This is a genomic window from Kitasatospora sp. NPDC004289, from assembly GCF_053602875.1.
Genome location: NZ_JBSGEL010000001.1, coordinates 187323 through 212411 on the forward strand (window position 1 = coordinate 187323; position 25089 = coordinate 212411).

General features: G+C 73.6%; 21 protein-coding genes and 4 tRNA genes. 12 read left to right on the plus strand and 13 right to left on the minus strand.

Annotation, left to right across the window (positions count from 1 at the left end):
* Positions 1–55: 55 nt before the first annotated feature.
* Positions 56–1714, plus strand: coding sequence for a long-chain fatty acid--CoA ligase (locus tag ACWEPF_RS00840; protein ID WP_452170858.1), 1659 nt, complete (start codon positions 56–58; stop codon positions 1712–1714).
* 87 nt (positions 1715–1801) lie between these two features.
* On the opposite strand, the gene ACWEPF_RS00845 is transcribed toward ACWEPF_RS00840, so the two are convergent.
* Complete coding sequence (locus ACWEPF_RS00845) at positions 1802–5074, minus strand: PAS domain-containing protein (protein WP_452170859.1); 3273 nt, start codon at positions 5072–5074, stop codon at positions 1802–1804.
* Positions 5075–5276: 202 nt separating this feature from the next.
* On the opposite strand from ACWEPF_RS00845, the gene ACWEPF_RS00850 reads away from it, so the two are divergent.
* From ACWEPF_RS00850 to ACWEPF_RS00860, 3 genes are all read left to right on the plus strand, one after another.
* Positions 5277–5367, plus strand: a tRNA-Ser gene (locus ACWEPF_RS00850).
* A 124-nt stretch (positions 5368–5491) separates the two neighbouring features.
* Positions 5492–5567, plus strand: a tRNA-Arg gene (locus ACWEPF_RS00855).
* A 39-nt stretch (positions 5568–5606) separates the two neighbouring features.
* Positions 5607–5682: transfer RNA gene (locus tag ACWEPF_RS00860), tRNA-Arg, on the plus strand.
* A gap of 67 nt (positions 5683–5749) precedes the next feature.
* Here the strand turns inward: ACWEPF_RS00860 and ACWEPF_RS00865 are convergent.
* The gene (locus ACWEPF_RS00865; RefSeq protein ID WP_452170860.1) at positions 5750–6910 is read right to left on the minus strand and encodes a globin domain-containing protein; all 1161 of its coding nucleotides are present in this window, start codon (positions 6908–6910) and stop codon (positions 5750–5752) included.
* Positions 6911–7326: 416 nt separating this feature from the next.
* Between ACWEPF_RS00865 and ACWEPF_RS00870 the strand changes: the two genes are divergently transcribed.
* From ACWEPF_RS00870 to ACWEPF_RS00880, 3 genes are all read left to right on the plus strand, one after another.
* Positions 7327–10668: an Ig-like domain-containing protein gene (locus ACWEPF_RS00870; protein WP_452170861.1), complete on the plus strand. Its 3342-nt coding sequence runs from the start codon at positions 7327–7329 to the stop codon at positions 10666–10668.
* A 166-nt stretch (positions 10669–10834) separates the two neighbouring features.
* Positions 10835–12157 (plus strand): SPFH domain-containing protein, encoded by a 1323-nt coding sequence (locus ACWEPF_RS00875; RefSeq protein WP_452170862.1) that lies wholly within the window; start codon positions 10835–10837, stop codon positions 12155–12157.
* Positions 12154–13062, plus strand: coding sequence for a C40 family peptidase (locus ACWEPF_RS00880; RefSeq protein WP_452170863.1), 909 nt, complete (start codon positions 12154–12156; stop codon positions 13060–13062). The genes ACWEPF_RS00875 and ACWEPF_RS00880 overlap by 4 nt, the downstream gene beginning before the upstream one ends.
* A 107-nt stretch (positions 13063–13169) precedes the next feature.
* Here ACWEPF_RS00880 and ACWEPF_RS00885 read toward each other — a convergent pair whose 3' ends face one another.
* A complete protein-coding gene (locus ACWEPF_RS00885) occupies positions 13170–14141 on the minus strand; it encodes an aldo/keto reductase (protein ID WP_452170864.1) in 972 nt (323 codons plus the stop codon).
* A 155-nt stretch (positions 14142–14296) separates the two neighbouring features.
* Between ACWEPF_RS00885 and ACWEPF_RS00890 the strand changes: the two genes are divergently transcribed.
* A complete protein-coding gene (locus tag ACWEPF_RS00890; RefSeq protein ID WP_345287135.1) occupies positions 14297–14497 on the plus strand; it encodes a hypothetical protein in 201 nt (66 codons plus the stop codon).
* A gap of 151 nt (positions 14498–14648) precedes the next feature.
* On the plus strand, positions 14649–15536 hold the full coding sequence (locus tag ACWEPF_RS00895) for a tyrosine-protein phosphatase (RefSeq protein ID WP_452170865.1): 888 nt from the start codon (positions 14649–14651) through the stop codon (positions 15534–15536).
* Between the two features lie 3 nt (positions 15537–15539).
* Here ACWEPF_RS00895 and ACWEPF_RS00900 read toward each other — a convergent pair whose 3' ends face one another.
* From ACWEPF_RS00900 to ACWEPF_RS00915, 4 genes are all read right to left on the minus strand, one after another.
* The gene (locus ACWEPF_RS00900) at positions 15540–16493 is read right to left on the minus strand and encodes an RNA polymerase sigma factor SigF (protein WP_345287131.1); all 954 of its coding nucleotides are present in this window, start codon (positions 16491–16493) and stop codon (positions 15540–15542) included.
* A gap of 158 nt (positions 16494–16651) precedes the next feature.
* The gene (locus ACWEPF_RS00905) at positions 16652–17440 is read right to left on the minus strand and encodes an RNA polymerase sigma factor SigF (protein WP_452170940.1); all 789 of its coding nucleotides are present in this window, start codon (positions 17438–17440) and stop codon (positions 16652–16654) included.
* A gap of 402 nt (positions 17441–17842) precedes the next feature.
* Complete coding sequence (locus ACWEPF_RS00910; RefSeq protein ID WP_345287129.1) at positions 17843–18136, minus strand: Dabb family protein; 294 nt, start codon at positions 18134–18136, stop codon at positions 17843–17845.
* Positions 18137–18218: 82 nt separating this feature from the next.
* On the minus strand, positions 18219–18383 hold the full coding sequence (locus tag ACWEPF_RS00915; RefSeq protein ID WP_345287128.1) for a hypothetical protein: 165 nt from the start codon (positions 18381–18383) through the stop codon (positions 18219–18221).
* 428 nt (positions 18384–18811) lie between these two features.
* Here ACWEPF_RS00915 and ACWEPF_RS00920 point away from each other — a divergent pair, with 428 nt between their 5' ends.
* Positions 18812–19768 (plus strand): NaeI family type II restriction endonuclease, encoded by a 957-nt coding sequence (locus tag ACWEPF_RS00920; RefSeq protein WP_452170866.1) that lies wholly within the window; start codon positions 18812–18814, stop codon positions 19766–19768.
* An 18-nt stretch (positions 19769–19786) separates the two neighbouring features.
* On the opposite strand, the gene ACWEPF_RS00925 is transcribed toward ACWEPF_RS00920, so the two are convergent.
* Together ACWEPF_RS00925 and ACWEPF_RS00930 are read right to left on the minus strand one after the other, a co-directional pair.
* Positions 19787–20872: a DNA cytosine methyltransferase gene (locus ACWEPF_RS00925; protein ID WP_452170941.1), complete on the minus strand. Its 1086-nt coding sequence runs from the start codon at positions 20870–20872 to the stop codon at positions 19787–19789.
* A gap of 214 nt (positions 20873–21086) precedes the next feature.
* Positions 21087–21557, minus strand: a complete 471-nt coding sequence (locus ACWEPF_RS00930) for a very short patch repair endonuclease (protein ID WP_452170867.1) — start codon at positions 21555–21557, stop codon at positions 21087–21089.
* 70 nt (positions 21558–21627) lie between these two features.
* Between ACWEPF_RS00930 and ACWEPF_RS00935 the strand changes: the two genes are divergently transcribed.
* Positions 21628–22536 (plus strand): NgoMIV family type II restriction endonuclease, encoded by a 909-nt coding sequence (locus ACWEPF_RS00935; RefSeq protein WP_452170868.1) that lies wholly within the window; start codon positions 21628–21630, stop codon positions 22534–22536.
* Positions 22537–22590: 54 nt separating this feature from the next.
* Here ACWEPF_RS00935 and ACWEPF_RS00940 read toward each other — a convergent pair.
* From ACWEPF_RS00940 to ACWEPF_RS00955, 4 genes are all read right to left on the minus strand, one after another.
* A tRNA-Ser gene (locus tag ACWEPF_RS00940) sits at positions 22591–22680 on the minus strand.
* 44 nt (positions 22681–22724) lie between these two features.
* Positions 22725–23222, minus strand: coding sequence for a tRNA adenosine(34) deaminase TadA (tadA, locus tag ACWEPF_RS00945; protein WP_345287125.1), 498 nt, complete (start codon positions 23220–23222; stop codon positions 22725–22727).
* A 33-nt stretch (positions 23223–23255) separates the two neighbouring features.
* The gene (locus tag ACWEPF_RS00950; RefSeq protein ID WP_380149491.1) at positions 23256–23768 is read right to left on the minus strand and encodes a tRNA adenosine deaminase-associated protein; all 513 of its coding nucleotides are present in this window, start codon (positions 23766–23768) and stop codon (positions 23256–23258) included.
* 233 nt (positions 23769–24001) lie between these two features.
* Positions 24002–24208, minus strand: a complete 207-nt coding sequence (locus ACWEPF_RS00955) for a hypothetical protein (protein WP_345287121.1) — start codon at positions 24206–24208, stop codon at positions 24002–24004.
* A 164-nt stretch (positions 24209–24372) separates the two neighbouring features.
* On the opposite strand from ACWEPF_RS00955, the gene upp reads away from it, so the two are divergent.
* Positions 24373–25008 (plus strand): uracil phosphoribosyltransferase, encoded by a 636-nt coding sequence (gene upp, locus ACWEPF_RS00960; RefSeq protein WP_345287119.1) that lies wholly within the window; start codon positions 24373–24375, stop codon positions 25006–25008.
* The last annotated feature ends 81 nt before the right edge of the window (positions 25009–25089 follow it).

Sequence of the window (25089 nt, forward strand, 5' to 3'; positions counted from 1 at the left end):
GCCAGTAGTCACTGGCGCGATTGCTCGTCCCCCCGCCCGGTCAAGGAGGACCCGCGTGTTCAGCACCATGCAGGACGTACCGCTCACCGTCGCCAGGATCCTGACGCACGGATCGACCCTGCACGCCGCCTCCACCGTCTCCACCTGGGACGGCACCGGGCCGGTGGTCCGCACCTTCGGCGAGGTGGGCGCCCGCGCCGGGCAGCTGGCCCACGCGCTGCGGGACGAGCTCGGGGCGGGCGAGGAGTCCGTCATCGCCACCCTGATGTGGAACAACGCCGAGCACCTGGAGGCCTACCTCGCCGTCCCCTCGATGGGCGCGGTGCTGCACACCCTCAACCTCCGGCTGCCCCCGCAGCAGCTGGCGTACATCATCAACCACGCCGCCGACCACGCCGTCCTGGTCGACGGCAGCGTGCTGCCGCTGCTGGCCGGCGTGCTGCCGCAGCTCAACCCGACGCTCCGTCACATCGTGGTGAACGGCCCCGGCGACCGCTCGCTGCTGGACGGCTTCGCCGGCCGGGTGCACGACTACGAGGCGCTGATCGCCGACCGCCCGGCCGACTACCCCTGGCTGACCGACATCGACGAGCGCCGGGCCGCCGCGCTCTGCTACACCTCCGGCACCACGGGGGACCCGAAGGGCGTGGCCTACAGCCACCGCTCGGTCTACCTGCACTGCCTCCAGGTGCTCTCCGCCGACAGCTTCGGCATGAGCCAGCGGGACACCGTGCTGCCGGTGGTCCCGATGTTCCACGTGAACGCCTGGGGCAAGCCGTACGCCGCCTTCATGTCCGGCGCCAAGCTGCTGATGCCGGACCGCTTCCTCCAGCCCAAGCCGCTGGCCGAGATGATCGAGCGCTGCCGGCCGACCGTGGCCGCCGCCGTGCCGACCATCTGGAACGGGCTGCTGGACGAGCTGGACGCCGGCTCCTACGACACCTCCAGCCTGGCGATGGTGGTGATCGGCGGCTCGGCCTGCCCGCCCGCGCTGATGCGGGCCTTCCAGGAGCGCCACGGCATCCGGGTGGTGCACGCCTGGGGCATGACCGAGACCTCCCCGCTCGGTTCCTTCGGCCTCCCGCCGGGCGGGCTGACCGAGGAGGAGGAGTGGCCGTACCGCTACACCCAGGGCCGCTTCCCGGCCTCGGTGGAGGCCCGGCTGATCGGCCCGGCCGGCGAGCGGATGCCGCACGACGGCGTCTCCGCCGGTGAGTTGGAGGTGCGCGGCCCGTGGATCGCGGGGGCGTACTTCGGCGGCGCGGGGCAGGAGCCGGAGCGCCCCGAGGACAAGTTCAGCCCGGACGGCTGGCTGCGCACCGGTGACGTCGGCACCATCACCCCGGACGGCTACCTCACCCTGACCGACCGGGCCAAGGACGTGATCAAGTCCGGCGGCGAGTGGATCTCCTCGGTGGAGCTGGAGAACCACCTGATGGCCCACCCGGAGGTGGCCGAGGCCGCCGTGGTGGCGGTGCCGGACGAGAAGTGGGGCGAGCGCCCGCTGGCCACCGTGGTGCTGCGCCCCGGCGCCACCGCCGGTCTGGCCGAGCTGCGCGCCTTCCTGGCCGGGCGGGTGGCCTCCTGGCAGCTGCCCGAGCGCTGGTCGCTGGTCGAGGCGGTGCCGAAGACCTCGGTCGGCAAGTTCGACAAGAAGGTGATCCGTGCCCAGTACGCGGCCGACGAGCTGGACGTCACCACCCTCGGGAAGTGACGCCGGGTCAGCGATGACGGGGCCCGGACCGCGTGCGGCGGTCCGGGCCCCGTCCCGCGTCGGCGTCCGCGCAGGTGTCGCTGCCGGTCAGCGCTCGGCGGCGGCGGGCTCGGCCAGCGAGCCGATCCGGGCCAGCAGGTCGACGATCCGGGCCTGCACCTCGTCGGAGGTGGAGCGCTCGGCCAGGAAGAGCACCGTCTCGCCGGTGCGCAGCCGGGGCAGCGCCGCCGGGTCGAGGTCCACCGAGGTGTAGACGACCAGCGGGGTCCGGTGCAGGCGGTCGTTGGCGCGCAGCCAGTCCAGCAGGCCGAGCCGGCGGCGGCGGATCTGGAGCAGGTCCATCACCACCAGGTTGGGCTGCACGCTGCTGGCCCGGGAGACCGCGTCGTTCTCGTCGGTGGCGTGCTCCACGTGCATGCCGCGCCGCTCCAGACCGCCGATCAGCGCGGCGGCCACGTCCGGGTCGGACTCCACCAGCAGCACCCGGGGGGCGTGGTTCTCGCTGTCCTTGGGGGCCAACGCCCGCAGCAGCACGGCCGGTTCGGCTCCGTACGCGGCGTCCCGGGTGGCCTGGCCGAGCCCGGCGGTGACCAGCACCGGCACCCGGTTGTTGAGCGCGGCGGTGCGCAGCGACTGGAGTGCGGTGCGGGTGATCGGGCCGGTCAGCGGGTCGACGAAGAGCGCGGCGGGGTAGCCGGGGGCCTCGGAGTCGACCTCCTCGCGGGAGCGGACCGTGACGGGCAGGAAGCCCCGGTCCTGGAGCGCCCGCTCGGTGGCCGGCTCGGGCTCCGGCCAGACCAGCAGGCGGCGCGGACCGCCGTCCACGGCGGGCACCACCACGGTCGGGGACTCGTCCGGGACCTGGCCGGACGGGCCCGCCGCCAGCGCGAGTTCGGAGGTCGGCCGGGGCGGGGTGCGGGGCGCGGGGGCGGCCGGCACCAGCGCGCCGTCCTGCCGCACGCCCTCGGACGCACCGGCCTCCGGCCCACCGGCCCCCGGCGCACCGGTGTTCGGTGCCCCGGTGTTCGGCGCGCCGGTGTTCGGCGCGCCGGTGTTCGGTGCGCCGGCGCCGGGCGCGAGCCCGTCCGCCGGGGCGCCGCCGGAGGTGAGCGCAGGGAGCGCGGCGCGCTCCGCTCCGCCCGGGCCCGCGGGCTGCTGCGGGAAGGCGTTCGGGAAGGCCCCCGCGAAGCCGCCGCCCATCGGGCGCGGCGGGGCCAGCTCGCCCAGCCCGGTGCCGACCGGCTGGGGCGGCCCGGACTCGCCCGCGGGCACCAGGTGCGCGGTCGGCGGGACCGACGGGGGCTCAGGGAGGGCCGGGGGGAGGGCGGGTGACGAGCCGTTGGGAGCGGCGGGCAGCTCCAGCGCGCCCCGGGCCGCCTCCGGCTCGGAGCCGGACCGGTTCCCCTCGTCCGTCCGCTGCCCCTGGCTCCCCTGGCCGGCCTGGGCGGGCAGGGCGAGCCGGCGGCGGCGCCCGGTCGGCGGGGTGGCGGTGGGTTCGGCGGCGGGCTGGGCCTCCGTCAGGGAGCGTTCCAGGCCGGGGTAGACGGGCGTGCCCGGGTCCGGCACGCCCGGCAGTGCGAGCGCCTCCCCGGGGGTGGGGGCGGGGGCACCGCGCCGGCGCCGCCCGACCCGGCCGCCATCCTCGGCGGGTGCGGCCTCGGTGGCCGACGGCGCGTCGGGGCCGGGGCCCAGCGCGATCGGGGTGCGGGCCTGCGGCTCCCCGTCCTTCGCGGGCTCCTCCCCGTCCGCCTCCGCGCGGTCGGCGGGCCTCCCGGCGGGCTCCCCGCCCCGGGCCTCCTCGGCGGGCGGCACCTCGGGGAGGTCCGGCAGCATCGCCGTGTCGGTCTCCTTGGGGACGCTCGGCCTGGTCCGGTGCAGGGCGGCGGTGGCCGGGTCGAGCGGCAGCTCCACCACGTACGTCGTACCGCCGCGGGCCGGCAGGTCGTGCCGCTGGAGCACCCCGCCGTGCCGCTCGACGGTGCCCCGGGCGATCGGCAGGTGCACGGGGTTGGCCGCCCGGGCCGGGCCGCGCACCTCGATCCGGGCCACCTCGCCGCGCTGGGCGGCGGCCAGCACCACCATCGGGGCCTCGCCGGTGTCGCCGTCCAAGGAGAGCGCCACACCGCTGACGTCCGCCACCAGGTGGGCCAGCGCCCGGGCCAGCCGCTCCCGGTCCGCCACCACCTCGACCGAGGCGGCGTGCACCGAGTACCGCACCCGGCCCGCACCGACCAGCTCGCCGGCCTGCTCGACCGCGCGCTTGACCACCTCGTCCAGCGGCACCGGCTCGCGGTCCAGCTGCTCCCGCCCGGACTCGGCCGCCACCTCGAAGCGCTGGTGGTCCAGCACCCCTTCGATCAGCGTGCCGAAGCGGCGGCACTCGTCGGCCAGCCGCCGCAGGGTCCAGTTGGCCTCGGGCCAGAGCGAGCCGGCCGGGTCCTCGGCCAGCCCGTCGATCCGGCTCCGCAGGTCCTCCAACGCCCCGCCCAGCTCGCTCTCCAGAACGGCCGTCAGGTGCTCGTTGCGGGCGATCAGGGCCAGCTCCCTGGTCCGGTCGGTGAAGGTCATCACCGCGCCGACCAGCTGGTCGCCGTCCCGGACCGGGGCGGTGGTGAGGTCCACCGTCACCGGGGTGCCGTCCTTGCGCCAGAGCACCGCGCCGCGCACCCGGTGCTTGCGACCGGAGAGCAGGGTGTCCAGCAGCGCCGATCCCTCGAGCGCCAGCGGAGTGCCGTCGGCCTGCGAGTGCTGGACCAGCGGGTGCAGCTCGCGGCCGCCCAGCTCACTGGCCCGGTAGTCCAGGATGTGCGCGGCGGCCGGGTTGACCAGCACCACCCGGCCGTCCAGGTCCACCCCGAGCACGCCCTCGGCGGCGGCCCGCAGGATCATCTCGGTCTGCTTGTGCTGGCGGCGCAGCTCCGCCTCGACCCCGAGCCGGCCGCTCAGGTCGCGCACCAGCAGGAGCAGCAGCTCCCCGGCCGAGGAACCGCCGTCCGGATAGAAGGTGTAGCCGGAGCCGCCCCGGCCCTCGCCCTCGTCGGTGAAGTCGTTGCCCGAGACCTCGACCGGGAAGGTGGTCCCGTCGGTCCGCCGGGCGGTCATCCGCACCGGGCGGTCCAGACCCTCCGGCTCGCGCGGGGCCGGGCGCATCGAACCGGGGATCCGGCTCGGGTCGAACTCCGGCAGCAGGTCGAGCACCCCGCGTCCGACCAGGGAGGTGCCGGGGGTCTGCATCGCCTGCACGGCAGCGGCGTTGGCGTCGACCACGGTGCCGTTGCTGTTCACCAGCAGCAGTGCGTCGGGCAGCGCGTCGAGTATCGCGGCGAGGCGAGCAGCGCCTCGGATCGGCCTGCTGCTCATGTCGACAGGTCTCCTCACGGCTTGCGTCACGGCGTGCGACCGGCGGCTCGCGCTCTCTCGGGAGACTGGAGTATCTCATTCTTCTTTGCACCGCGGACGACCCGCCCAGTATCGTTGGCGGCGGTTGGTGTCGGGGCCCCAGGCTGTGGCATCATCACACTCGCACGGAGTGCACCGGCTTCGCCGGTGCGGTCCCTGTGGAGGAGGCTTCGCCTAGTCCGGTCTATGGCGCCGCACTGCTAATGCGGTTTCGGGGTTATTCCTGATCGAGGGTTCAAATCCCTCAGCCTCCGCTCAACCGGGAGCCCCGGCGGTCACTGACCGTCGGGGCTCCTGTGTCGTACCCCCGGGGCAATCGATTTCGCCCCAGGTCGCGGGTCATGTAATGTTGTCCCCGCAACGCCCCGCCAGGGGCAAGCGCTCATAGCTCAACGGATAGAGCACTTGACTACGGATCAAGAGGTTGCAGGTTCGAATCCTGCTGAGCGCACCACGCACCACCGCTTCGCAGCCCGCCAGTTGGGCCGCGCAAGCGCTCATAGCTCAACGGATAGAGCACTTGACTACGGATCAAGAGGTTGCAGGTTCGAATCCTGCTGAGCGCACCAGACGAGAGGGCCCCGGGACATCCCGGGGCCCTCTCGCCGTTCCCGGCCCACCCGCCTCCGGGGTCCTTCAGGGTCTGAGGAACCACTCGGCCGAGCTGAGGTGCCCGTCGGGCCGGGTGGTCGGTGGGGCCGGATCGTGGCGGATCAGCTCCGGTTCGGCGTGCAGCCCGGTGAGCAGACGGGTGAGTTCGGGGGCCATGGCCGGAGGCCCGCTCAGGTAGACGTCGTGGCCGGACCAGTCGCGGGCCCGGCGCAGCCCGGTGCGCAGCAGTGCGGCCGCCTCCTCGGGGCCGGCCCCCCGCTCGGGTGCCGCCAGGACCACCTCCAGCCAGGCGTGTCGGGTGACCAGCGCGGTGACGCCCGCCAGGTCGTACTGGTCGTCGTCGTCCCGGGCGGCCAGGAAGACGGTGGCCGGGCGGGCCGGGCCCCGGGAGAGCTGCTCCAGCAGCGCTTTGACGGTGGCCCAGCCGGTGCCGCCGGCCACCGCCAGGACCGGCCGGTCCGAGCCGGGGTCGAGAACGGTGGAGCCGAGCGGCGCGCCGAGCAGCAGCCGCTCGCCGGGCAGCACGTCGTTCACCAGCACCGGGCTGAGCGTCCCGCCGGGCACGCGGCGCACGTGGAGCTCCAGGGTGCCGTCCGGGCGCGGGGCGTTGGCGATCGAGTACGGGCGCCACAGCCGCGGCAGCCGGGGCGAACTGAGGGTCAGGTACTGGCCGGCCGCGTACGGGTAGGGCTGGTCGGGGCGGAGGGTGAGCACCACCACGTCGGCGGCGGCCCGCCGACGGTGCGTCACCTCGGCCTCCCACCAGGCGGGTGCTTCGGCGTCGGACTCGGCGGCCTCGATCATCGTCTGCGAGACCACCGTGTACGCCTCGGTCCAGGCCTTCTCCACCTCCTGGGTCCAGGACCGGCCGGAGAAGTGCCGCAGCGCGGCGATCAGGCTGGCCCCGACGGCGGGGTAGTGCTCGGCGGCGGCGCGGTACTTGCGGTGGTCCCGGCCGAGCCCCCGCAGGTACTCGGTGAGCCGGGCGGGCTGGTCGAGGTGGAGCACCACCTGCGCGAGGGCGCGGAAGAGGCGGTCGCGCTGTGCGGTCAGGTCGGCGGGGAAGTGCCTGCGCAGACCGGGGTTGTGTGCGAACAGGTGGACGTAGAAGAACCGGACCAGCTGGTCGGCCCGGCGCTCGACGACGGCGAAGCTGGCGCGCAGCAGCGCGGGGTCGAAGGACACTGCGCTGACTCTACTCAACCGGAGATTTATTCGAACGGAAATCGGTGACGAATGGTCAGGCACGGCCCCCTAACGTCCGGTTGGCGGACAACTCCGACGGCTGGAACCGGTGCGCGTGGGGTAAGTCGGAGACTGCCGGACGAGTGACCGCCAATCGGGTTGCAGTGGGACGTTCCCCGCAGTGTCACGGTATGACGGACTCCATGTCGTGATTCCGTTTTGTCGGAACTTATGCCCGCCGTGCCCGTTCGCGGCCGACACCGAAGGAGAGCCGGATGAGCCGACAGTTCCGTTCTGCCGACACGCCGTCAGCCGCCCGCTCGGGCCGGTGCGCCGCACCTGCGGCGGAGCTCGCCTCCGGGAGGGCAGGTGGGAGCGCCGGCCGGAGGTCGGGAATCGGGCGGAGAATGGCGGCGGTGCTGGCCACCGGGCTGCTGCTCGGCTGGAATTCACCGCTGCTGGCCCCGGCCGCGGTCGCGCAGCAGACCCCGGACTCCTGGTCGGCCGAACGCCGCGCCGCGCTGCCCTCCGGACTCCGTGTCCAGCTGGATTTCTCCCCCCTCCCAGGAATCACCGCCAAAGGCGGTGCCGGAAAGCTCGCCACCGGTGGCGGCGGATACTCCGACGGGCTGCGCGGCGGAGATCCGGCCACCGCGTTCGAACTCGGCGCGGAACGGCCCACCACGGACGGTTCCTGGCGCACCCTCGGCACCCTCCAGCTCTCCTTCTCCGGCCCGGTCCGCAATCCCCGGCTGCACCTCAGCGGCCTCTCCGCGCTGGCCGGCGGAAGGAACGGGTCGACCTCCACGGTGAGCCGGCTGACCGTCACCGGCGGCAGCCCGAGCGCCCCCAGCCTGGTCGCCCGCACCGACTGGCCCGGCTGGACCGTCACCGACAACGCCCTCACCCCCGCGGGCTCCGGGGAGACCGGCCCCGAGGCCGGGCCCGGGCAGGGGAGTCTCGAACTCTCCGGCACCGTCTCCACCGTGACCTTCCGTCTGGAGCAGCGCAGCACCACGAGCGGCTCCGCCCCCGCCCCGGCGCCGCTCCGGCAGGCGTACACGGTGACCCTGGACGAGGGCGTGGGCAGCGCGCCCCAGGGCTACACCAACGCCTCGCACCTGGTCTCCGACCTCTTCCTCGGGCGCACCGCCACCGGCGCGGCCCGCCCCGGCACCGCCACCGTGGCCCGGCCGCTGGTGCCGGAGGGCCCGGCCGGCCCGCAGGAGCCCGAGGCCCTGCTCGAACGCTCGCAGCCGATGGTCGAGTTGGACGGCGGCGAGTCCCGCCGCAGCGCCTTCGAGCGGCCCACCGCGCCCGGCGCCCCCCAGCCGGGCCGGGGCGACTACCAGGGCCCCGACCCGACCGTGGTCTTCCCCGCCGAGGCCGCGATCGGGCGCTACTACGAGGCCACCGTCCCGGTCGCCGCCGCCTCCGGGCCGGCCACCCTGGCCGGCTGGATCGACTTCGACCACAACGGGAAGTTCGACGCCCCCGAGCGGGTGCAGGCCGAGGTGGTCCCCGGCGCGAAGAGCGCCCGGCTGGAGTGGATCGTGCCCGGCAACGCGGCCGCGGGGGAGGCGTGGGCCCGGCTCCGGCTGGCCCACGCCGCCGCCCAGGTGGTCAACCCGGGCGGCTTCGCCGACTCCGGCGAGGTGCTCGACCAGAAGGTCCGGCTCACCGTCGGTGCCGCCCGCCCCGAGTTCACCAGCCCGGTCAGCGGCAGCGTGCTGGCCGAGGCCCGCCCGGAGATCCGCGGCGAGGCGGGCGTCGCCGGCGCCACCGTCGCGGTGCTGGAGGGCGAGCGCGAGCTCTGCCGCGCGACCGTCGGACGGGACGGCGGCTGGGTCTGCCGCCCGGACCAGCCGCTTCCCGCCGGGGAGCACGTCCTGGTCCCGGTGGAGACCACCCGGGGCGGGCTGGTGCTGCGCGGCGAGGAGATCCGACTCACCGTCAAGACCGATCCGCCCTCGGCCCCGCAGTTGACCCTCCCCGAGTACACCAACGACCCCGGCCTGCTGCTCACCGGCACCGCCGACCCCGGCACCACCGTCTCCGTGGTCGACTCCCCGGCCGCGCCCGGAGCCGGGCGGATCGCCGGCGAGCTGTGCAGCACCGCCGTGGCCGCCGACGGCACCTGGTCCTGCCTCCCGGTGGAGAACCTCGCCGACGGCCGTCACCAGCTCACCCCCTCCGCCTCCGACGCCGCCGGCAACCGCACGGCCGGCAAGCCCGCCACCCTGGTGGTCGACACCGTCGCCCCGCCCCGGCCCTCCCTCGGCTCCCCGGCGGCGGGTGCGGTCCTCGACACCACCCGACCCCGCCTCACCGGCCGCGCCGAGCCCGGCTCCACCGTCACCGTCACGGCCCGGCCGCGGGCGGCGGGGGAGCGGTTCGTGCTCTGCACCGCCGTCACCGGGGCGGACGGGGCCTGGAGCTGCACCGCCGCACGTGACCTGGCGGCGGGCGACTACGCGGTGGTGGTCACGGCCACGGACCGGGCGGGGAACACGGCTTCGGCCAACGCGGCCGACCTGACGGTCCGTCCGCCGGCGGAGCCGTCGCCGTCGCCGTCTCCTTCGCCGTCGCCGTCGCCGTCTCCTTCACCTTCGCCCTCCGCTTCGCCTTCGGTTGTGCCCACGCCCACGCCCACGCCGTCGCCGTCGCCGTCGGTCGCGGTGGTGCCTTCGCCGTCCGCCTCCGCCTCGGCCTCTCCCTCGGCGGCCGCCCTGCCGTCGGTCCCGTCCTCGGCTTCTCCGTCCCTGCCCGCCGTGGGGCCGTCGGCGTCGGGTCCGGCCGACACGCCGTCGCCGTCCGTCCCGGCCAGCGCCCTTCCGCTGCCGTCCGGTTCGCCGTCGCTGCTGCCGACCGTGCCGGCCTCCGTACGCCCCACACCGTCCGGTGAGCCGTCCGAACCGCCGTACACCGGACCGGTGTTGACGCCGGACGAGCTGGCCGCGATCGTCCCGATCGTGGTGCCCGGCGGCGGTACGGACCCGGCCGCACCCGAGCCGTCCCCGTCGGCCTCGGCGTCCCCTTCGGCCTCCGCCCCCGCATCCGCGTCGGCCTCGCCGTCCGCAGCGCCTTCCGCGTCCGCGTCCGCAGCCGCAGCCGCAGCCGCTTCGGGTTCGCCGTCGTCGGCTCCGGCGTCCGCAGCCGTGTCGGCCCCGCCTTCGGGGTCCGTGCCGGCCGCGCCGTCCGCCTCGCCCGCGCCGTCGGCCCCCGCCTCGCCGTCGGCGTCGCCGTCCGGGTCGGCGACTGTGGCTGCGTCACCTTCGGTGTCCGCCGCGGCCGTTCCCTCGGTTTCGGCCTCGCCGTCCACCCAAACGGAACAGGGCAGCCCGGTCTCCCCGTCGCCGTCGGGGCCGGCCGCCGCACCTGCGGTGGAATCAGCCCCCCCGGTCGTGTCGGCTTCGCCAACGGCCACCACGACCTCTCCGTCACCGTCGGCCTCGCCTTCGGGCGCCCCCTCGGGTACGCCGTCGCCGTCCCCCTCCGCGGCGCGGCAACCCGCCGCCACCTCTGCGGCGGGGCAGCCGGAGGCCGCCGATGCTCCGGCGCCTCCGCCGAGCCCCACGCCCTCGCCGTCCGAGACGGGCCCGGAGGAGCGGAACCTCGCCGCACCGCCGGTCGGGGCCCAGAGCGAGGCCGAGAGTTGGCGGAACGGTGCGTTCGGGCTGCTGCTCATGCTGACGGCGCTCGGCCTGCTGGCCCGGCGGGTGCTCAGCCGGGGCAGTGGCGGCCGACGACGCCGCTGAGCTGCGGAATCTGACGGCGCGTCGCCCGACGCGCCGTCAGATATGCTCGACACGCCGCGCCGCAAATGTCGCATTTGATGACTTATCAACCTAGCCTGAACCTGGCACCGCCCGTCAGTTCCGGGCCGCCCGTTGCGCGACACACCGACCACCAAGGAACCCGTGCATGGACGTCACCCGCGAACCCTCTCCCCGTCCCGAGACCTGGCCGCCGGTCCTGCCGGAACGGCCGGAGCTGCCCGGTGGTGGCGGCGCCACGCCGCTCAGCCTGGCCGTGGCCGGTGCGGTCGCCCGTCCGCTGATCAAGGTGCACCCGCTGCCCGTCGAGGGCGAGCCCGCCGTCGTGCCGGACGCCGTCACGCCGGGCCACGCCACGCCCGCCACGCCCGACACGCCGGACACGCCGACCGCGCCCGAGGCGCCGAGGGTTGCCGCCCACGATCGGCCGGCCGCGCCGCCCGCCGACGCGCCGACCCTCGAGGGCCTGGCCGTCACCGAGGCCCGGGCCGGCCGTCGCCCGCCCCGGACCGACCCCAACCTCCGGGAGCGCCAGGCCCGTTCGCTGCCCGGTTGGCTGGCCCTGCTGGTGCTGCTGGCCGGGATCGCCGGGGTGCTGCTGGTGCTGGCCCGGGCCGGGGTGCTGCCGCACCCGGACGTGCTGCCCGACCTCCGTGGCGAGGCTGCGAGGGCGAGCGGCGGTTCCGAGGTGACGCTCCGTTCGGCAGCGGCCGTCGCGGCCGCCGGGCTGGCGGTGCTGGTCGCGCTGTCGGGACTGTTGGTCAACGCGGGCGGCGAGACCCGGGTGCTCACCCGTTGGGGCCGGTACCGGGGCACGGTGCGCCGTACCGGTCTGCTCTGGGTCAACCCGCTGCTGCGCCGCCGCCGGGTGGACGTCCGGCTCCGGCACTGGCGCAGCGAGCCGGTGCACGTCACCGACCGCACCGGCACCCCGATCGTGGTCCGGCTGCTGATCGTCTGGCGGGTGCGGGACACCGCGCGGGCCGCCCTGGCCATCGCCGAGCACGAGGCCTACCTGCGCGAGCAGGTGCACGCGGTGCTGACCCGGATCGCCAGCGCCCTGCCCTGCGACTCCAACTCCGCGCCGGGGCCCGCCCTGCGGGATGGTCAGTGGTTCGCCGACGAGCTGACCCGGGCGCTGGCCGCCGAGGTCGCCCCGGCCGGGATCGAGGCCTACTCGGTGCAGCCGCTCTCCCTGGACTACGCGCCGGAGGTCGCCGAGTCGATGCGCCGCCGTCGGCTGGCCGATCTGGACGCGGGCCTGCGCACCGTCCTGGTGGACGACGCGGTGGAGGCCGCCGCGCTGGCCGTCCGCCGCCTTGAGCGGGCCACCGCGCACCAGTTGGACGAGGCCGCCCGCAGCGCGCTGATGGAGCAGCTGCTGGTCGCCTTCGTGGCCCCCGCCGGGGTGGCCGCCGCCGTGCCGTCCCCGGCCGCCAGGGCCGGGCGCAAGGAAGGAAAGCCCGCGTGAGGATAGCCACCGACCCCGCCCTGATCGACTTCTCCGAGACCTCCCTGGGGGAGGGGCTGTGCACCTGCCCGCCGTGCCGCGAGGAGGAGCGGAGCAGGTCCGCGGCCGCCCGCGAGGACGCCGAGCCCGGGCGAATACACCGGGCGGTGCGCGCCACCTGCGTGGCCACCACGGTGCTCGCCGGAGCCGGTACGGTCGGCCTCGGGCTCGGTGCGGCGAACGCCAACGCCGCTGCCGGGAGCCAGGGTTGGGACGGTTCGAAGTACTGGTTCAAGAACGCCTCGGGCGAGTGGCGCTGGACCAGCCACCTCTCGGTCTACCAGGCCCGCACCGGGAGCTCCGTCGGCCGGCCCACCGACTCCGGTGGGATCAGGCAGGGTTGGGACGGTTCGAGGTACTGGTTCAAGAACGCCTCGGGTGAGTGGCGCTGGACCAGCCACCTCTCGGTCTACCAGGCCCGCACCGGCGCGGGCGCCGGACAGCCGCAGCCCCCGGCGCCGCAGCCCAAGCCCCCGGCGTCGCAACCTTCGCAGCCGGGCTCCTCCTCGGTCGAGGCCGCGATCGCCCACGCCACCGCCCAGTTGGGAAAGCCCTACGTCTGGGGCGGCAACGGCCCCTCCGGGTACGACTGTTCGGGCCTGGTGCAGCAGGCCTACCGCCGGGCGGGCATCTCCCTGCCCCGGGTGGCCGACGACCAGTACGCCGCCACCACGCCGATCGATGCGGGCCAACTCCGGCGCGGGGACCTGCTGTTCTGGTCCAACAGCAGCCGGGCCTCCGGGATCCACCACGTCGCCGTCTACCTCGGCGACAACAAGTACCTCGAGGCTGCCCGCCCCGGCACCCGGATCCGGATCTCGACCCTCACCCAGGGCTACTTCCCGACCCACATCGGCCGCCCGTAGCGGAGAGCCCGCGCGGGCCCGGAGCACCAGCCGCCCCGGGCCCGCGCGGACGGTCCGTCTGTCCGTCTGTCCGCCCGTCCGCCCATCCGTCAGCCGGCCGGCCCGGGTCAGCCCGCCGAGGCGGCGTCCAGCAGCTTCAGCTCCTCCGGCGTCAGCTCCAGCCGCACGCCCTCCAGCAGCGCCGGCAACTGCTCCACCGTCCGCGCGGAGGCGATCGGCGCCGCGACGGTCGGCTGCGCCGCCACCCAGGCCAGCGCCACGCTGGCCAGGGCCGCCCCGCGTCCCTCCGCGATCCGGTCCAGCGCCTCCAGCACGGCCAGGCCGCGCCCCTCGGTCAGGTGGCGCGAGGCGCCGACCGCCCGGGCGCTGTCCACCTCCGGGCCGCCCGGCCGGTACTTGCCCGTCAGGAAGCCCGAGGCCAGCGCGTAGTACGGCACGGCGGACAGCCCGTACTCGGCCACCACCTTCGCCAGCCCGCCCTCGTAGGTGCCGCGGGAGACCAGGCTGTAGTTCGGCTGCACCGCGACGTACGCCGCCAGGCCCTCGGCGGCGGAGTGCGCCAGCGACTCGGCCAGCCGGTCCGCGCCGATGTTGGAGGCGGCCACCGCCCGGACCTTGCCCTCCCGGACCAGCTCGTCCAGCACGCCGACGATCTCGGCCACCGGCGTCCCGAGGTCGTCCCGGTGGGTGTACAGCAGGTCGACGTGGTCCAGGCCCAAGCGCCGCAGCGAGGCCTCGGTGGCCGAGCGCACGGTGGCCGCCGAGAGGCCCTCCGCCTCGGGGTGCGCGCCGACCTTGGTGGCGACCACCACCGCGTCCCGGTTCCCCCGGCTGCGCAGCCACTCGCCGATGATCGCCTCGGACTCGCCGCCGGTGTTCCCCGGCACCCAGGCCGAGTAGACGTCGGCGGTGTCCACGAAGTTGCCGCCGGCCGCGGCGTAGGCGTTCAGCACGGCGAAGGAGGCGTCGCGGTCGGCGGTCCACCCGAAGACGTTGCCGCCGAGGGCCAGCCGGGAGACGGAGAGGTCCGAGGCGCCGAGGGTCACCCGGTGCCGGGCGTCACTGAGGATGTCGGTCATGGGGGCGATCCAACCGCACCGTTCACCGGCCCGCGCGGGTTCTCCACGGGCCTTCACAGGACCGTCGTACGCCCGTAGCAGTGCTGCCATCGGGCACCACTAACGAGGGGGTCCGGGGTGTTCCTCGACCTGCGGGGTTGGCTAGAGTCCGTGGCATGGCTGACAACGACTACGACCCCGCCGGCAGCACCCAGATGTTCCGGGCCTTCGTCGACGAGGCCCCGGCCCCGCAGGCGCCCGGCTCGGTGACGACCTACGGCAGCACCGGCGGCAACAGCCGCACCGGCCTGATCGTCGGTCTCGCCGTGCTCGGCCTGGCGGTCCTGGGTGCCGTCATCTGGCTGGCCGTCAAGTGACCCCGCGTAGCGGCACGCCGTGCGGTGCGCCGCACCGCGTGCCGCCACGCACCCCGTCACCTGCCGGGACGCCCTCCGGGGTGCGGATCCGACCCGCCTAGACTGGCGCGGAAGATCCGCACTCCCGTTCCAGCGTGCCCCGGAGGCCCCCGTGACCCAGTCCGTCGAGCAAGCCCGCAGCCTCGGACTGGCCGGTGCCTCCAACGCCCGTGACCTGGGCGGGTACCGCACCGCGGACGGCTCGGTGGTGCGCCACGGCGTGGCGCTGCGGGCCGACGCGCTCCACCGGCTGACCGAGGAGGACGGCGCGGCGCTGCTCGCCGCCGGCGTGCGCCGGGTGGTCGACCTGCGCAGCTTCGGCGAGGTCCGGGAGGCCGGGGCCGACCGGATGCCCGGCCTGCCGGTGGCCGGTCTGGCCGAGCTGGAGCAGGCCGAGGCCACCGCCGCCGCGCTCACCCTGGAGGGCGGGCTGACGCTCCACCACCTCCCGGTCTTCGCCGCCGACTTCGACGTCTACGTGGCCCTGCGCGACGCCCTCGCCGACCGCGATCCGGCCCGCCAGCGCGAGCTGCTCGGCGACGGCCGGGCGGCCGGCATCATGACCGGCCTCTACCGCTGGTTCGTCACCGCCCCCGAGGCCCGCGAGCGCTTCGCCGAGGTCCTGCGGCTGCTGGCCGCGCCGGACGGCCCGCCGGTGCTCTTCCACTGCTCGGCCGGCAAGGACCGGACCGGCTGGGTGGCCGCCCTGGCCCTCACCGCGCTCGGCGTGGACCGCGGGACCGTCTACCAGGACTACCTGCTCACCAACGAGCGCTCGGCCCGCGTGGTCGACCACCTGATGGAGAGCTTCGGCACCTCCGGCCTGATGGAGGACCCCTCGCTGCTGCTCCCGGTCCTCCGCGCCGAGCGCGAGTTCCTGGACGCCGCCTTCGCCGAGGTGGACGCGGGCTGGGACTCCTTCGACCACTTCTGGCGCGACGGCCTCGGCCTGGACGACGCCGTCCTGGCCGGCCTGCGCGCCAACCTGCTGGAGCCGTAGGCGCTACTCGCCGGTCAGCCCGTTCCGCAGCTGGCTCAGGGTCTTGGTGAGCAGCCGCGAGACGTGCATCTGCGAGATGCCGATCTCCTCGCCGATCTGGGACTGCGTCAGCCCGCCGAAGAACCGGAGCATGATGATCCGGCGCTCGCGCGGCGGCAGCTTGGCCAGCAGCGGCTTGAGCGACTCGCGGTACTCGACGCCCTCCAGCGCCAGGTCCTCGTAGCCGAGCCGGTCGGCCAGCGGCCCGTCGCCGTCCTCCTCGCCGGGAGTGGAGTCCAGCGAGGAGGCGGTGTACGCGTTCCCCACCGCGAGGCCCTCGACCACGTCCTCCTCGGTGACGCCGAGGAAGACCGCGAGCTCGGCCACGGTGGGGGAGCGGTCCAGCTTCTGGGAGAGCTCGTCGCCGGCCTTGGTGAGGGCCAGCCGCAGCTCCTGGAGCCGCCGCGGCACCCGGACCGACCAACTGGTGTCCCGGAAGAAGCGCTTGATCTCGCCGACCACGGTGGGCATCGCGAAGGTGGGGAACTCCACCCCGCGCTCCGGGTCGAAGCGGTCGATCGCCTTGATCAGGCCGATGGTGCCGACCTGGACGATGTCCTCCATCGGCTCGTTCCGGCTGCGGAAGCGGGCGGAGGCGTACCGGACCAGCGGCAGGTTCAGCTCGATCAGGGTGTCGCGGACGTAGGTGTGCTCCTCGCTGCCCGGCTCCAGCCCGGCCAGCCGGGCGAACAGCGAGCGCGAGAGCGTCCGGGTGTCCAGACCCTTCTCGAGGACGGGACGCCCGTCCGCGGCGCCCTCGGGCCCCGCCGGCTCCCCGGCCGCGGGCCGCTCCGCCGTGGCCTGGGAGGGGATCTCCACCACGACCACCACCGGCTCGGGCACCGGCCCCGGTGCCGTCACGGACGCGAGCGTGGCGGCCGTACCGTGGCCCTCCGCGCTGCCCAGCTCTGCGGACATGCTCCACCCCCTCGTGACCGACTGTACAACGGGCACTACCCAGCGACAGTTCCCGGCTTCGGACTACCCCTCCAGCTCCATACCGGCCCAGGCGCCCCGGCAAACCCGAACGTCGCAAGATGTCACGCCGCAGTGACACACGGCTACCCGTCGCGGCGTCACTCCTCCCAGGAGTTCCCGGTCCGCAGACGGGTCAGGATTCTGGACAGTAGTCGGGACACGTGCATCTGCGACATACCGAGCTCGGTGCTGATCTGGGACTGCGTCAGGTTCGCGAAGAACCGGAGCATGATGATCCGCCGCTCCCGCTCGGGCAGTTGCACCAGCAGGTGGCGCACCATGTCCCGGTGCTCCACGTCGGCCAGCGCCGAGTCCTCGTAGCCCAGCCGGTCCAGCAGGGCCAGCCCGCCCTCGTGCTCCTGCGCGGCCTCCAGCGAGGCCGCGTTGTACGCCCGCCCGGCCGCCAGGCAGGCCCGGACGTCCTCCTCCGGGATCCGCAGGTTGGCGGCGATCTCCGGCACCTTGGGCGAGCGCCCGTGAGTGACCGTCAACTCCTCCATGGCGCCGCTGACCTGGACCCACAGCTCCTGCAGCCGGCGCGGCACGTGCATGGTGCGGACGTTGTCCCGGAAGTACCGCTTGATCTCGCCCAGGATGGTCGGCAGCGCGTACGTCGGGAACTGCACGCCCCGGGTCGGGTCGAAGCGGTCGATCGCGTTGATCAGGCCGATGGTGCCGACCTGGACGATGTCCTCCATCGGCTCGTTCCGGCTGCGGAAGCGGGTCGCCGCGTAGCGCACCAGCGGGATGTTCGCCTCGATCAGCGCCGCCCGCACCCGCTCCCGCTCCGGGGCGCCCGGCGGCAGCTCCGCCAACCGCTCGAACAGCACCCTGGTCAGCGTCCGCACGTCCACCTGGCCCCGGGCGGGGCCGCGCACCTCCACCACCGGCCCGGCCTCGCCCCGGTCCTCGGCGACCCGATCCTCGCTGATCCGCTCCTCGCTGACCCGCGCCTCGGCGATCCGCTCCTCGCTGGTCCGCGCCTCGGTGATCCGCTCCTCGCCGGCCTCCGGCGCACTGCTGTCCTGACTGTCCCGCGTCCGCACGGCCACGCCACCCCTCCCACGCCCTGTGCCAGGGACCACCGGTCGTGGTCCGCTGCCCGTCGCTCACCAGGTCCGGCAAAAACGGTCATAGCATCACAAGTCGTGCACATCGGGAGCAAGCACCCGTAGTAGGCGTGTTGGCGGATAGTCGGGAGAGCTGTCGGGGTGTGGAACGGCCCCCCGGCGCACTGGGCGCCAGGGGGCCGAAGGGTCCTTGGGGTACGACCTGTCCGAATGGCCTACTCAGACCTCGATGTCCGCGATCACCCAGGTGGCGAACTCGCGCCACTGCCCGGCGGCCGCCTGATGGGCCGGGTGGCCCAGGTAGGCGGCCAGCGCGTCGCGGTCCTCCACCAGGCTGTTGATCGCGAAGTCGTAGGCGATGTCCCGCTCCGTGGTGTTCCAGCCGCACTCCCACTCGCGCAGCTCGGTGATCAGCCCGCCGAGCTCCTCGAACGCCTTCGCGCCGGCCACCGCGCGCTCGTCGTCCTTGGTGACGCCGTCGTTGAGCCTGAACAGGACCAGATGCCGAATCACGATGCCGCTCCCAGCGGGTCGAGGGTGTGTGCTGTCCCGCCCACCGTAGCCTCCGCCCCCGCGGCCCCGTCCTCGCCGTCCGCTAGCTGACCAGCCCCGTCATGAACGTCCCGACCGCCTTGGCCGCGTCCGAGATCCCCACGAACCCCGACTGCACCAGCTCGGCTGCCCGGGTCGGAGAGGTGATCACCGTGTAGATCACGAAGATCAGCAGCAGCCACATCCCGATCTTCTTCGCCTGTGCCACCCTGCTCGCCGCCTCCCGCTAGCCCACCTGGCCCACCACCCCGAGCAGCTTATCGACCGGACGGCCCATCAGGTCAGCACCCCGTTCACCCCCCAGGACGAAGGTCCCCCCAAGACGGGCCCTTCTCCGCTCGCCCGCCCCCACCCCGTCCAGCAGGATGGAACACGTACCGAGGGATCTGGCAGGAATCCCCAGGTACGAGGACCGGAGCTCCCCGCTGTGGGACCGGGCGTCGTGGCTTCCCCCCGACACGACCCCGGTTGTGGGACCTCCGCCCGGGGCAGCCGTCCGTCCCCCCGGGACGGCTGCCCCCTCAACAGGCCTCGCACTCACCCCGGGCCACGGTGGTCAAAGCCCCGAGTGCGGGGCCTTTTCCGTATGCCCACAAGTCCGTTGATCACTGCGCGCAGAGCGGCTACCGTCCTCGGATGACCTCCACCCCAGGGCTCTTCGACTACGTCCCCGAACCTCCCTTCGCCGCGACCTGGGCAGAGGTTGACGAGGTCGAGGCCTGGTTCCGTGCGCGGCCGGATCTTGAGCACCGGCTGGGCGGCGTCCTGCGGCAGTCGATCGACGAGGTGCTCGACGGTCAGCGGACCGGTCGGTACGACATCGCGAAGGCGGAGAAGACCGAGAAGACCTACCTCGGCACCAAGGTCGAGATCCTCCTGCGGAACGAGTTCGACCTCGCCCCCGGCAACTCCATGGACTACACGGTGAGCGGGCACGAGGTCGACTCGAAGTTCTCCCTCTCCGCCGGCTGGATGATCCCGACGGAGGCGGTCGGACAGATCTGTCTCGTGTCGACGGCGAACGACGTGCTGGGATCGTTCGCGGTCGGTCTGGTGAAGGCCGATGCCGCTCTCCTGACCAACGGCGAGAACAAGGACGGCAAGAAGTCCCTCTCCAAGATGGGCAAGTCGGCCATCCGTTGGTTGGTCGAGAACGGCGACCTGCCCGAGAACCTGCTGCTCAACATGCCGAAGGCCGACCGCATCCTCGTCGAGAAGGCTGGGGGTGTGAGCCTGAACGGAAAGCGCGGAGGTCAGCAACGCGTCAACGAGCTGTTCCGGCGGGAGTGGGTCCAGGGCAAGCTCGTCGGTCGCAGCACGATCCTCACGGTGGCTCGCCAGGACGACGGGCCGAAGCGGGTCCGGGACGCCCGTAAGCACCTGCGCCCCGAGGGCATCGTCATCCTCGGTCACCAGGGGGACCATCCCAGGATCGCGCGTGACCTTGGTCTGGCCGTACCGCGCAAGGGTGAGTGGACGGCGGTGAGGCTCGTCGCGAGCGAAGACCAGAGCCGTGCGGGTGTCGTGATCGCGGGGACCCGCCACTCGGTGGCACTCCCGGGCGAGACTGGTGCCCCGGCCCCGGAAGTGTGACCCGACCCTGCCCGGCCGTCAGGTGGCGCTGGGAACGGAGGCGGCGGGCGCCTCCTCCGAGCGGGGCTCCGGTACGGCTTGCTTGTCCCAGGTGCCGAGGCCCCGCAGCTGGTCCGGGGTCGGCGCGGGGAGGCCGAAGGCGGCAGCGAGGATGTGCATGGCGAGCCGCGGGGGAACGGCGTTCCCGACCTGCTGGCCCACATCGCGTCCGGACCAGGGGTAGTTGCCGGGGAAGGTCTGCAGGCGCCCGGCCTCGGCGGGGAGGAAGCGGTCCTGCTCGACCCCGTTGCTGTAGATCCGGTTCCGGAAGATCTTTCCGGTCACGGTGGCCGACGGCTCGGAGGAAGAACGCCTGCCTCGGGCCTTGGGGTCACCACCGGTGCCGTAGTTGGAGACGACCTCGAACGGGTGAACGCGGTCCAGGACCTCGCCCATGGTCCGCCACGGCTGCAGGACCGGGTCGCCAGCATCGTGGGCGACGCCCTTCCGGTAGATCCGGTGGGTCGGGCTGGGCAGGGAGACCGGTTCGGTGCCGAGGCGTGCGATCAGCACGGCCCGCCGACGGGTCTGGGGAACGCCGAACGCCTCGGTGTGCAGGATTCCGCAGTCCGCCTGGTAGCCCTCGCCCTCCAGGACTTCGCGGTACGCCTTCCAGACCGGCAGGACTGCCGGTACCTGCTCGAGGACGATCACTCGGTAGGGGGCGCGATCCGTGCTGTCGATCGCCTCCAGGATCCACCGGAGGGGCTCCAGGACCAGGCCGGTCCGCTCGTCCTCCATCCTCGCGAGGTCCCGGACGATCTCCTCGTGACTCTCGCGGGCGACCATCCTCTTGACGAACTCGAGCACGTCGTCCAGAGCCCGCCGGCCGGCGCCACCACCCGCGACGGTGAAGGTCTGGCAAGGCGGTCCGCCGGTCAGGGCCTCAGCGTCCCGCAGATCGGCATCCGTGGAGTTCCGCGAGCGAACGTCTCCCTGGATGGTCGCGAGCCCGGCGGCCCGGCGGGTCTCGCAGGCACCGGCGTCCCATTCGAGACCCACGGTCTCGAGGCCGAGCTTCTCGGCAGCCACGTCGATCCCGCCGGGACCTGCGAACAAGTCCACGATCTTGGTGGGGTGCACGTGATCTCCAAGGGGTGCGCTTCGTGGCCTGCGCCGGCATGTTCGGGAGCACCGGCAAGGCTCGACCGACGAACACGACAGCAGCCACACAGCGTACCCCGAGTCGCCGACATCATGACTTTCGCCGAAAGGCACCGTTTCGCCCCTCGGCGGTGAGTGCAGGTGGTCCTTCCGCCGGTCGGACCGGCGGCCTACCTCACGTCGTCTCGGACGGGGAGCCGGGATGACCGCCCGCCGGGGACGCGGAGCGTTTGCGCCGGCCCAGGACGATCCTGGCCACCTCGGCGGCAGCGGTGGCCGCATCCTCGTGCTCCCACACTCTGACGGGCTGCCAGCCCGCTGCCAGGAGGAGCGTGTCCGTCTCCCTGTCCCGGTCGCGGTTCCCGTCGATCTTCGCCCGCCAGAACTCGGCGTTGTTGCGCGGGTAGGTCCCGTGGGTCGGGCATCCGTGCCAGAAGCAACCGTCGACGAAGACCGCGACCCGAGCCGGTCCGAACAACACGTCTGCCTCACGCCGGAGGTTCGGCAGAGGTCGACGGTGCTTGCGGAAGCGGAGCCCCATACGGTGCAGCTCCTGGCGCAGCGCGACCTCGATTCCGGTGTCGCGCCGCCGTTGACGACTCATCCGCGCCCGGACGGCCGGAGTGGTGCCCAGAGTTCTTGCCACATCTGCATCATGCCGCGTGCCTCGGACAGGGGCTTAGGCTTGTCGGAAAAGACGATCAACTGGAGCGTTTATGCCCGCGCCGTTCACCCTCCAGCTCTGCGGCTATCGGAACGGTCTCCCGAACACCAGCGACGCGAGCCAGAAGCTCTCGGTGGAGATCGGCGAAGCCTTCTTCGAACGGATCGGTGTCCCGAGGTGGCAGCAGGTCGGCAAGGTCGACAAGCTGTGGAGTGCGGCCATGGTCCAGGACCTCTCCGCTCAACTCCGCTTCCCCGCACCTCACCTGACGGTGCAGGAGGAACGTTGGCCCCACGAGTTCGAGCAGTACGCGCACCTCAGGGCGCTCCAGGACCTTGCCGCCGAGGAGAGTCCCGAGGTCGAGCTGAGCCTCGACAACCTGGACCGCCATTTGCGCTCCCTGGACGGCACGGTCGGGATGTCCCAGGCGAACCGGCTGCTCGGTCAGCTGCGGGCCGCCCTCGATGACGCCGCCGCCCGGCGCAAGCCGCTGCTCGACATGCTCGGCGACGAGTCGCTCTTGCGGCTGGACATCGCCGTGCACCGGTCCGCGGGCGGCTCGCAGCACGCCGCCGAGGCTGCGTCCCATCTCGTCGCCGGCCTGTCGCTCAAGTGGACCCTGCGAACCGACCGGCTCCAGGACCCGCGGATCCAGGGTTCGAAGATGGCCTCCCTGCGTCGCGGGCGCATGCCGCACTTCGCAGCCGTGACGATGGAGCCCCGCCCGTACATGCTCGGCCGTCTTGGTGGCGGGACCGGGGACCTCGACTGTGTCTACCACCTCCACCTGCCCGGCCTGATCGACGCTGTCGAAGAGGTGTACGGAAGCCCTGCCCGAAGGAAGCAGCGCGACGCCTTCCGGCGGATGGTCGACCAAGGCAGGCTTCGGGACTACGACGAGTTGGTGGCCTACCTCGCCACGGTCTGGTCTCCGGCCCCCGGGAGGCTCGTGCTGGACTGAAGCACGCGAATGCCGAAGGGCCCCGATCCGGTGGATCGGGGCCCTTCGGGCTGATGGCGGTAGCGGTGGGATTCGAACCCACGGTGAAGTTGCCCCCACACACGCTTTCGAGGCGTGCTCCTTTGGCCGCTCGGACACGCTACCGAGACGAGACTCTACCGGATGGGGTGGGTGGGGACGAAATCCGTTCAGCGGTGGGTGTCGAACCAGGTGCGGAGCTGGTCGGCGCAGGCGGTGGCGAGGACGCCGGGGATGACCTCGGGGCGGTGGTTGAGGCGGCGGTCGCGGATGACGTCGAAGAGGGAGCCGGCGGCGCCGGCCTTGTCGTCGAGGGCTCCGTAGACGACACGGTCGAGGCGGGAGAGGACGATGGCGCCGGCGCACATGGTGCAGGGTTCGAGGGTGACGACGAGGGTGCAGCCGCTGAGGCGCCACTCGCCGAGGGCGGCGGCGGCCTGCCGGATGGCGACGACCTCGGCGTGGGCGGTGGGGTCGCCGACGGCTTCGCGTTCGTTGTGGCCGCGGCCGAGGAGGGTGCCGTCGGGGCCGAGCACGAGTGCCCCGACCGGTACGTCGCCGGTGGCGGTGGCGAGTGCGGCCTCGTCGATGGCGAGGCGCATCGCGTCCGTCCAGCGGTCGCGCACCGGGTCGGGGCGTACGGGGGCCGGGAGCGGGGCGATCTGCATGGGACCAGTGTCGGGCATGGTGCCCTCAGGCCCTCAGCGGACCGCCTCCAGGACCTCGCCGCAGCCGATCGCCTCGGCGATCTCGCCGAGCGCGTCGCCGGGCAGGGCGCCCTCGCCGCTGAGCTCGCGCAGGCCGTCGGCGGCCAGGCCGAACTCGGCGAGGAGTTCGGCGTCGCCGAGCGGGCCGATCGGGATGCCGTCGTGGCCGGTGGCGGTGTCCTCGTCCTCGTCCCCGTCGGAGGTGTCGGAGTCGGAGTCCTCGGAGTCCTCGTCGAGGTCGACCAGCCGGTCGAGCTCGTCGAAGTCGTCGGGGCCGCGGTCGAGGAGTTCGTCGGTGAGGATCGAACCGTAGGAGCTGCGGGCGGCGGCGGCCCCGTCCGAGACGAAGATCCGCGGATCCTCCTCGCCGTCCACCCGGAGGACGGCGAACCAGGCGTCCTCCTGCTCGATGAAGATCAGGACGCTGTCGTCGTCCTGGGCCGCCTCCCTGGCCAGGTCGGCCAGGTCGGTCAGGGTCTCGACGTCGTCCAGTTCTGTCTCGCTCACGTCCCACCCGCCGGAGGTGCGAGCAAGCACTGCAGCGAAGTACGCCACCAGGGACTCTCCCAAGATTGGTCTCGGCTGTCGGCGATCTCGGACGGGCGCGGCCTGGCCGCCCCCGCGCCGGGTGCGGCCCGCTGTTCGGACCGTCCCTCCGGCATCGTGACAGAAAGCCCGGCGCTGCGGGGAGTGTTCGGCAGCGCGTCTTCGCAGGTCGTGTCGGAATGACCGACGTACCGTCAGATTCGGAAGGTTCGCATCCGGAGGGCTTCGCGCATCCTGCGCTCCTTGGTGCGCCGTGGCTGCACCCTGGCGCGGAGCTCGCGGGCCTCGGCCAGCTCGCGCAGGAAGACTGCGCGCCGGCGGCGGCGTTCGGCTTCGGTCTCGTGCGGGACCTCGGGCTCCTCTGTCGAGCGAGGCCCGGGTGCCGGGGTGCTGCTCTTCATAAGGTCCGACTTTCCCAGATGTGTCCGGTAAATACCACAGCTGGTGCGCGGCTCCGGCGACCCGGTGCGGCGGGTCGCCGGGCGGGCCGGGTGAAGCCCGCAGGTGGGGAGGGGTGCGGCCCGGCTGGTCGTACGGGTGTGCCGATGCCCGTTATGGTCGGAACATGCGTCTCCATGTCGTCGACCACCCCTTGGTGGCCCACAAGCTCTCCACCCTGCGTGACGAGCGCACCGACTCGCCGACCTTCCGTCGGCTCACCGACGAGCTGGTCACCCTGCTCGCCTACGAGGCCACCCGGGACGTCCGGACCGACGAGGTGGAGATCACCACCCCGGTCGCCGTCACCACCGGGACCAGGCTCAGCTACCCGCGCCCGCTGGTGGTGCCGATCCTGCGGGCCGGCCTCGGCATGCTGGACGGGATGACCCGGCTGCTGCCGACCGCCGAGGTCGGCTTCCTCGGCATGGTGCGGAACGAGGAGACCCTGGAGGCCTCCACCTACGCCACCCGGATGCCGGACGACCTCTCGGGCCGTCAGGTGTACGTGCTGGACCCGATGCTGGCCACCGGCGGCACGCTGGTCGCGGCGATCCGGATGCTGATCGAGCGGGGCGCCACCGACGTCACCGCCGTGGTGCTGCTGGCGGCGCCGGAGGGCGTCGAGGTGATGGAGCGCGAGCTGGCCGGCCTGCCGGTCACCGTGGTGACCGCCGCCGTGGACGAGCGCCTGAACGAGAACGGCTACATCGTGCCGGGCCTGGGCGACGCGGGCGACCGCCTGTACGGCACCGCCGGCTGAGGCGCGGAGCACGCGAGGAGGGCCCCACCCCCGCACGGGGGTGGGGCCCTCCTGACGTTCGGTCAGTGGTGCCGCACGGCG

Coding starts and splice junctions, on each gene's coding strand:
- ACWEPF_RS00845 (WP_452170859.1), bottom strand. CDS start 5,074: ATGAGCAGCAGGCCGATCCGAGGCGCTGCTCGCCTCGCCGCGATACTC.
- ACWEPF_RS00875 (WP_452170862.1), top strand. CDS start 10,835: ATGGACGTCACCCGCGAACCCTCTCCCCGTCCCGAGACCTGGCCGCCG.
- ACWEPF_RS00885 (WP_452170864.1), bottom strand. CDS start 14,141: ATGACCGACATCCTCAGTGACGCCCGGCACCGGGTGACCCTCGGCGCC.
- ACWEPF_RS00890 (WP_345287135.1), top strand. CDS start 14,297: ATGGCTGACAACGACTACGACCCCGCCGGCAGCACCCAGATGTTCCGG.
- ACWEPF_RS00900 (WP_345287131.1), bottom strand. CDS start 16,493: ATGTCCGCAGAGCTGGGCAGCGCGGAGGGCCACGGTACGGCCGCCACG.
- ACWEPF_RS00920 (WP_452170866.1), top strand. CDS start 18,812: ATGACCTCCACCCCAGGGCTCTTCGACTACGTCCCCGAACCTCCCTTC.
- ACWEPF_RS00935 (WP_452170868.1), top strand. CDS start 21,628: ATGCCCGCGCCGTTCACCCTCCAGCTCTGCGGCTATCGGAACGGTCTC.
- tadA (WP_345287125.1), bottom strand. CDS start 23,222: ATGCAGATCGCCCCGCTCCCGGCCCCCGTACGCCCCGACCCGGTGCGC.
- ACWEPF_RS00955 (WP_345287121.1), bottom strand. CDS start 24,208: ATGAAGAGCAGCACCCCGGCACCCGGGCCTCGCTCGACAGAGGAGCCC.
- upp (WP_345287119.1), top strand. CDS start 24,373: ATGCGTCTCCATGTCGTCGACCACCCCTTGGTGGCCCACAAGCTCTCC.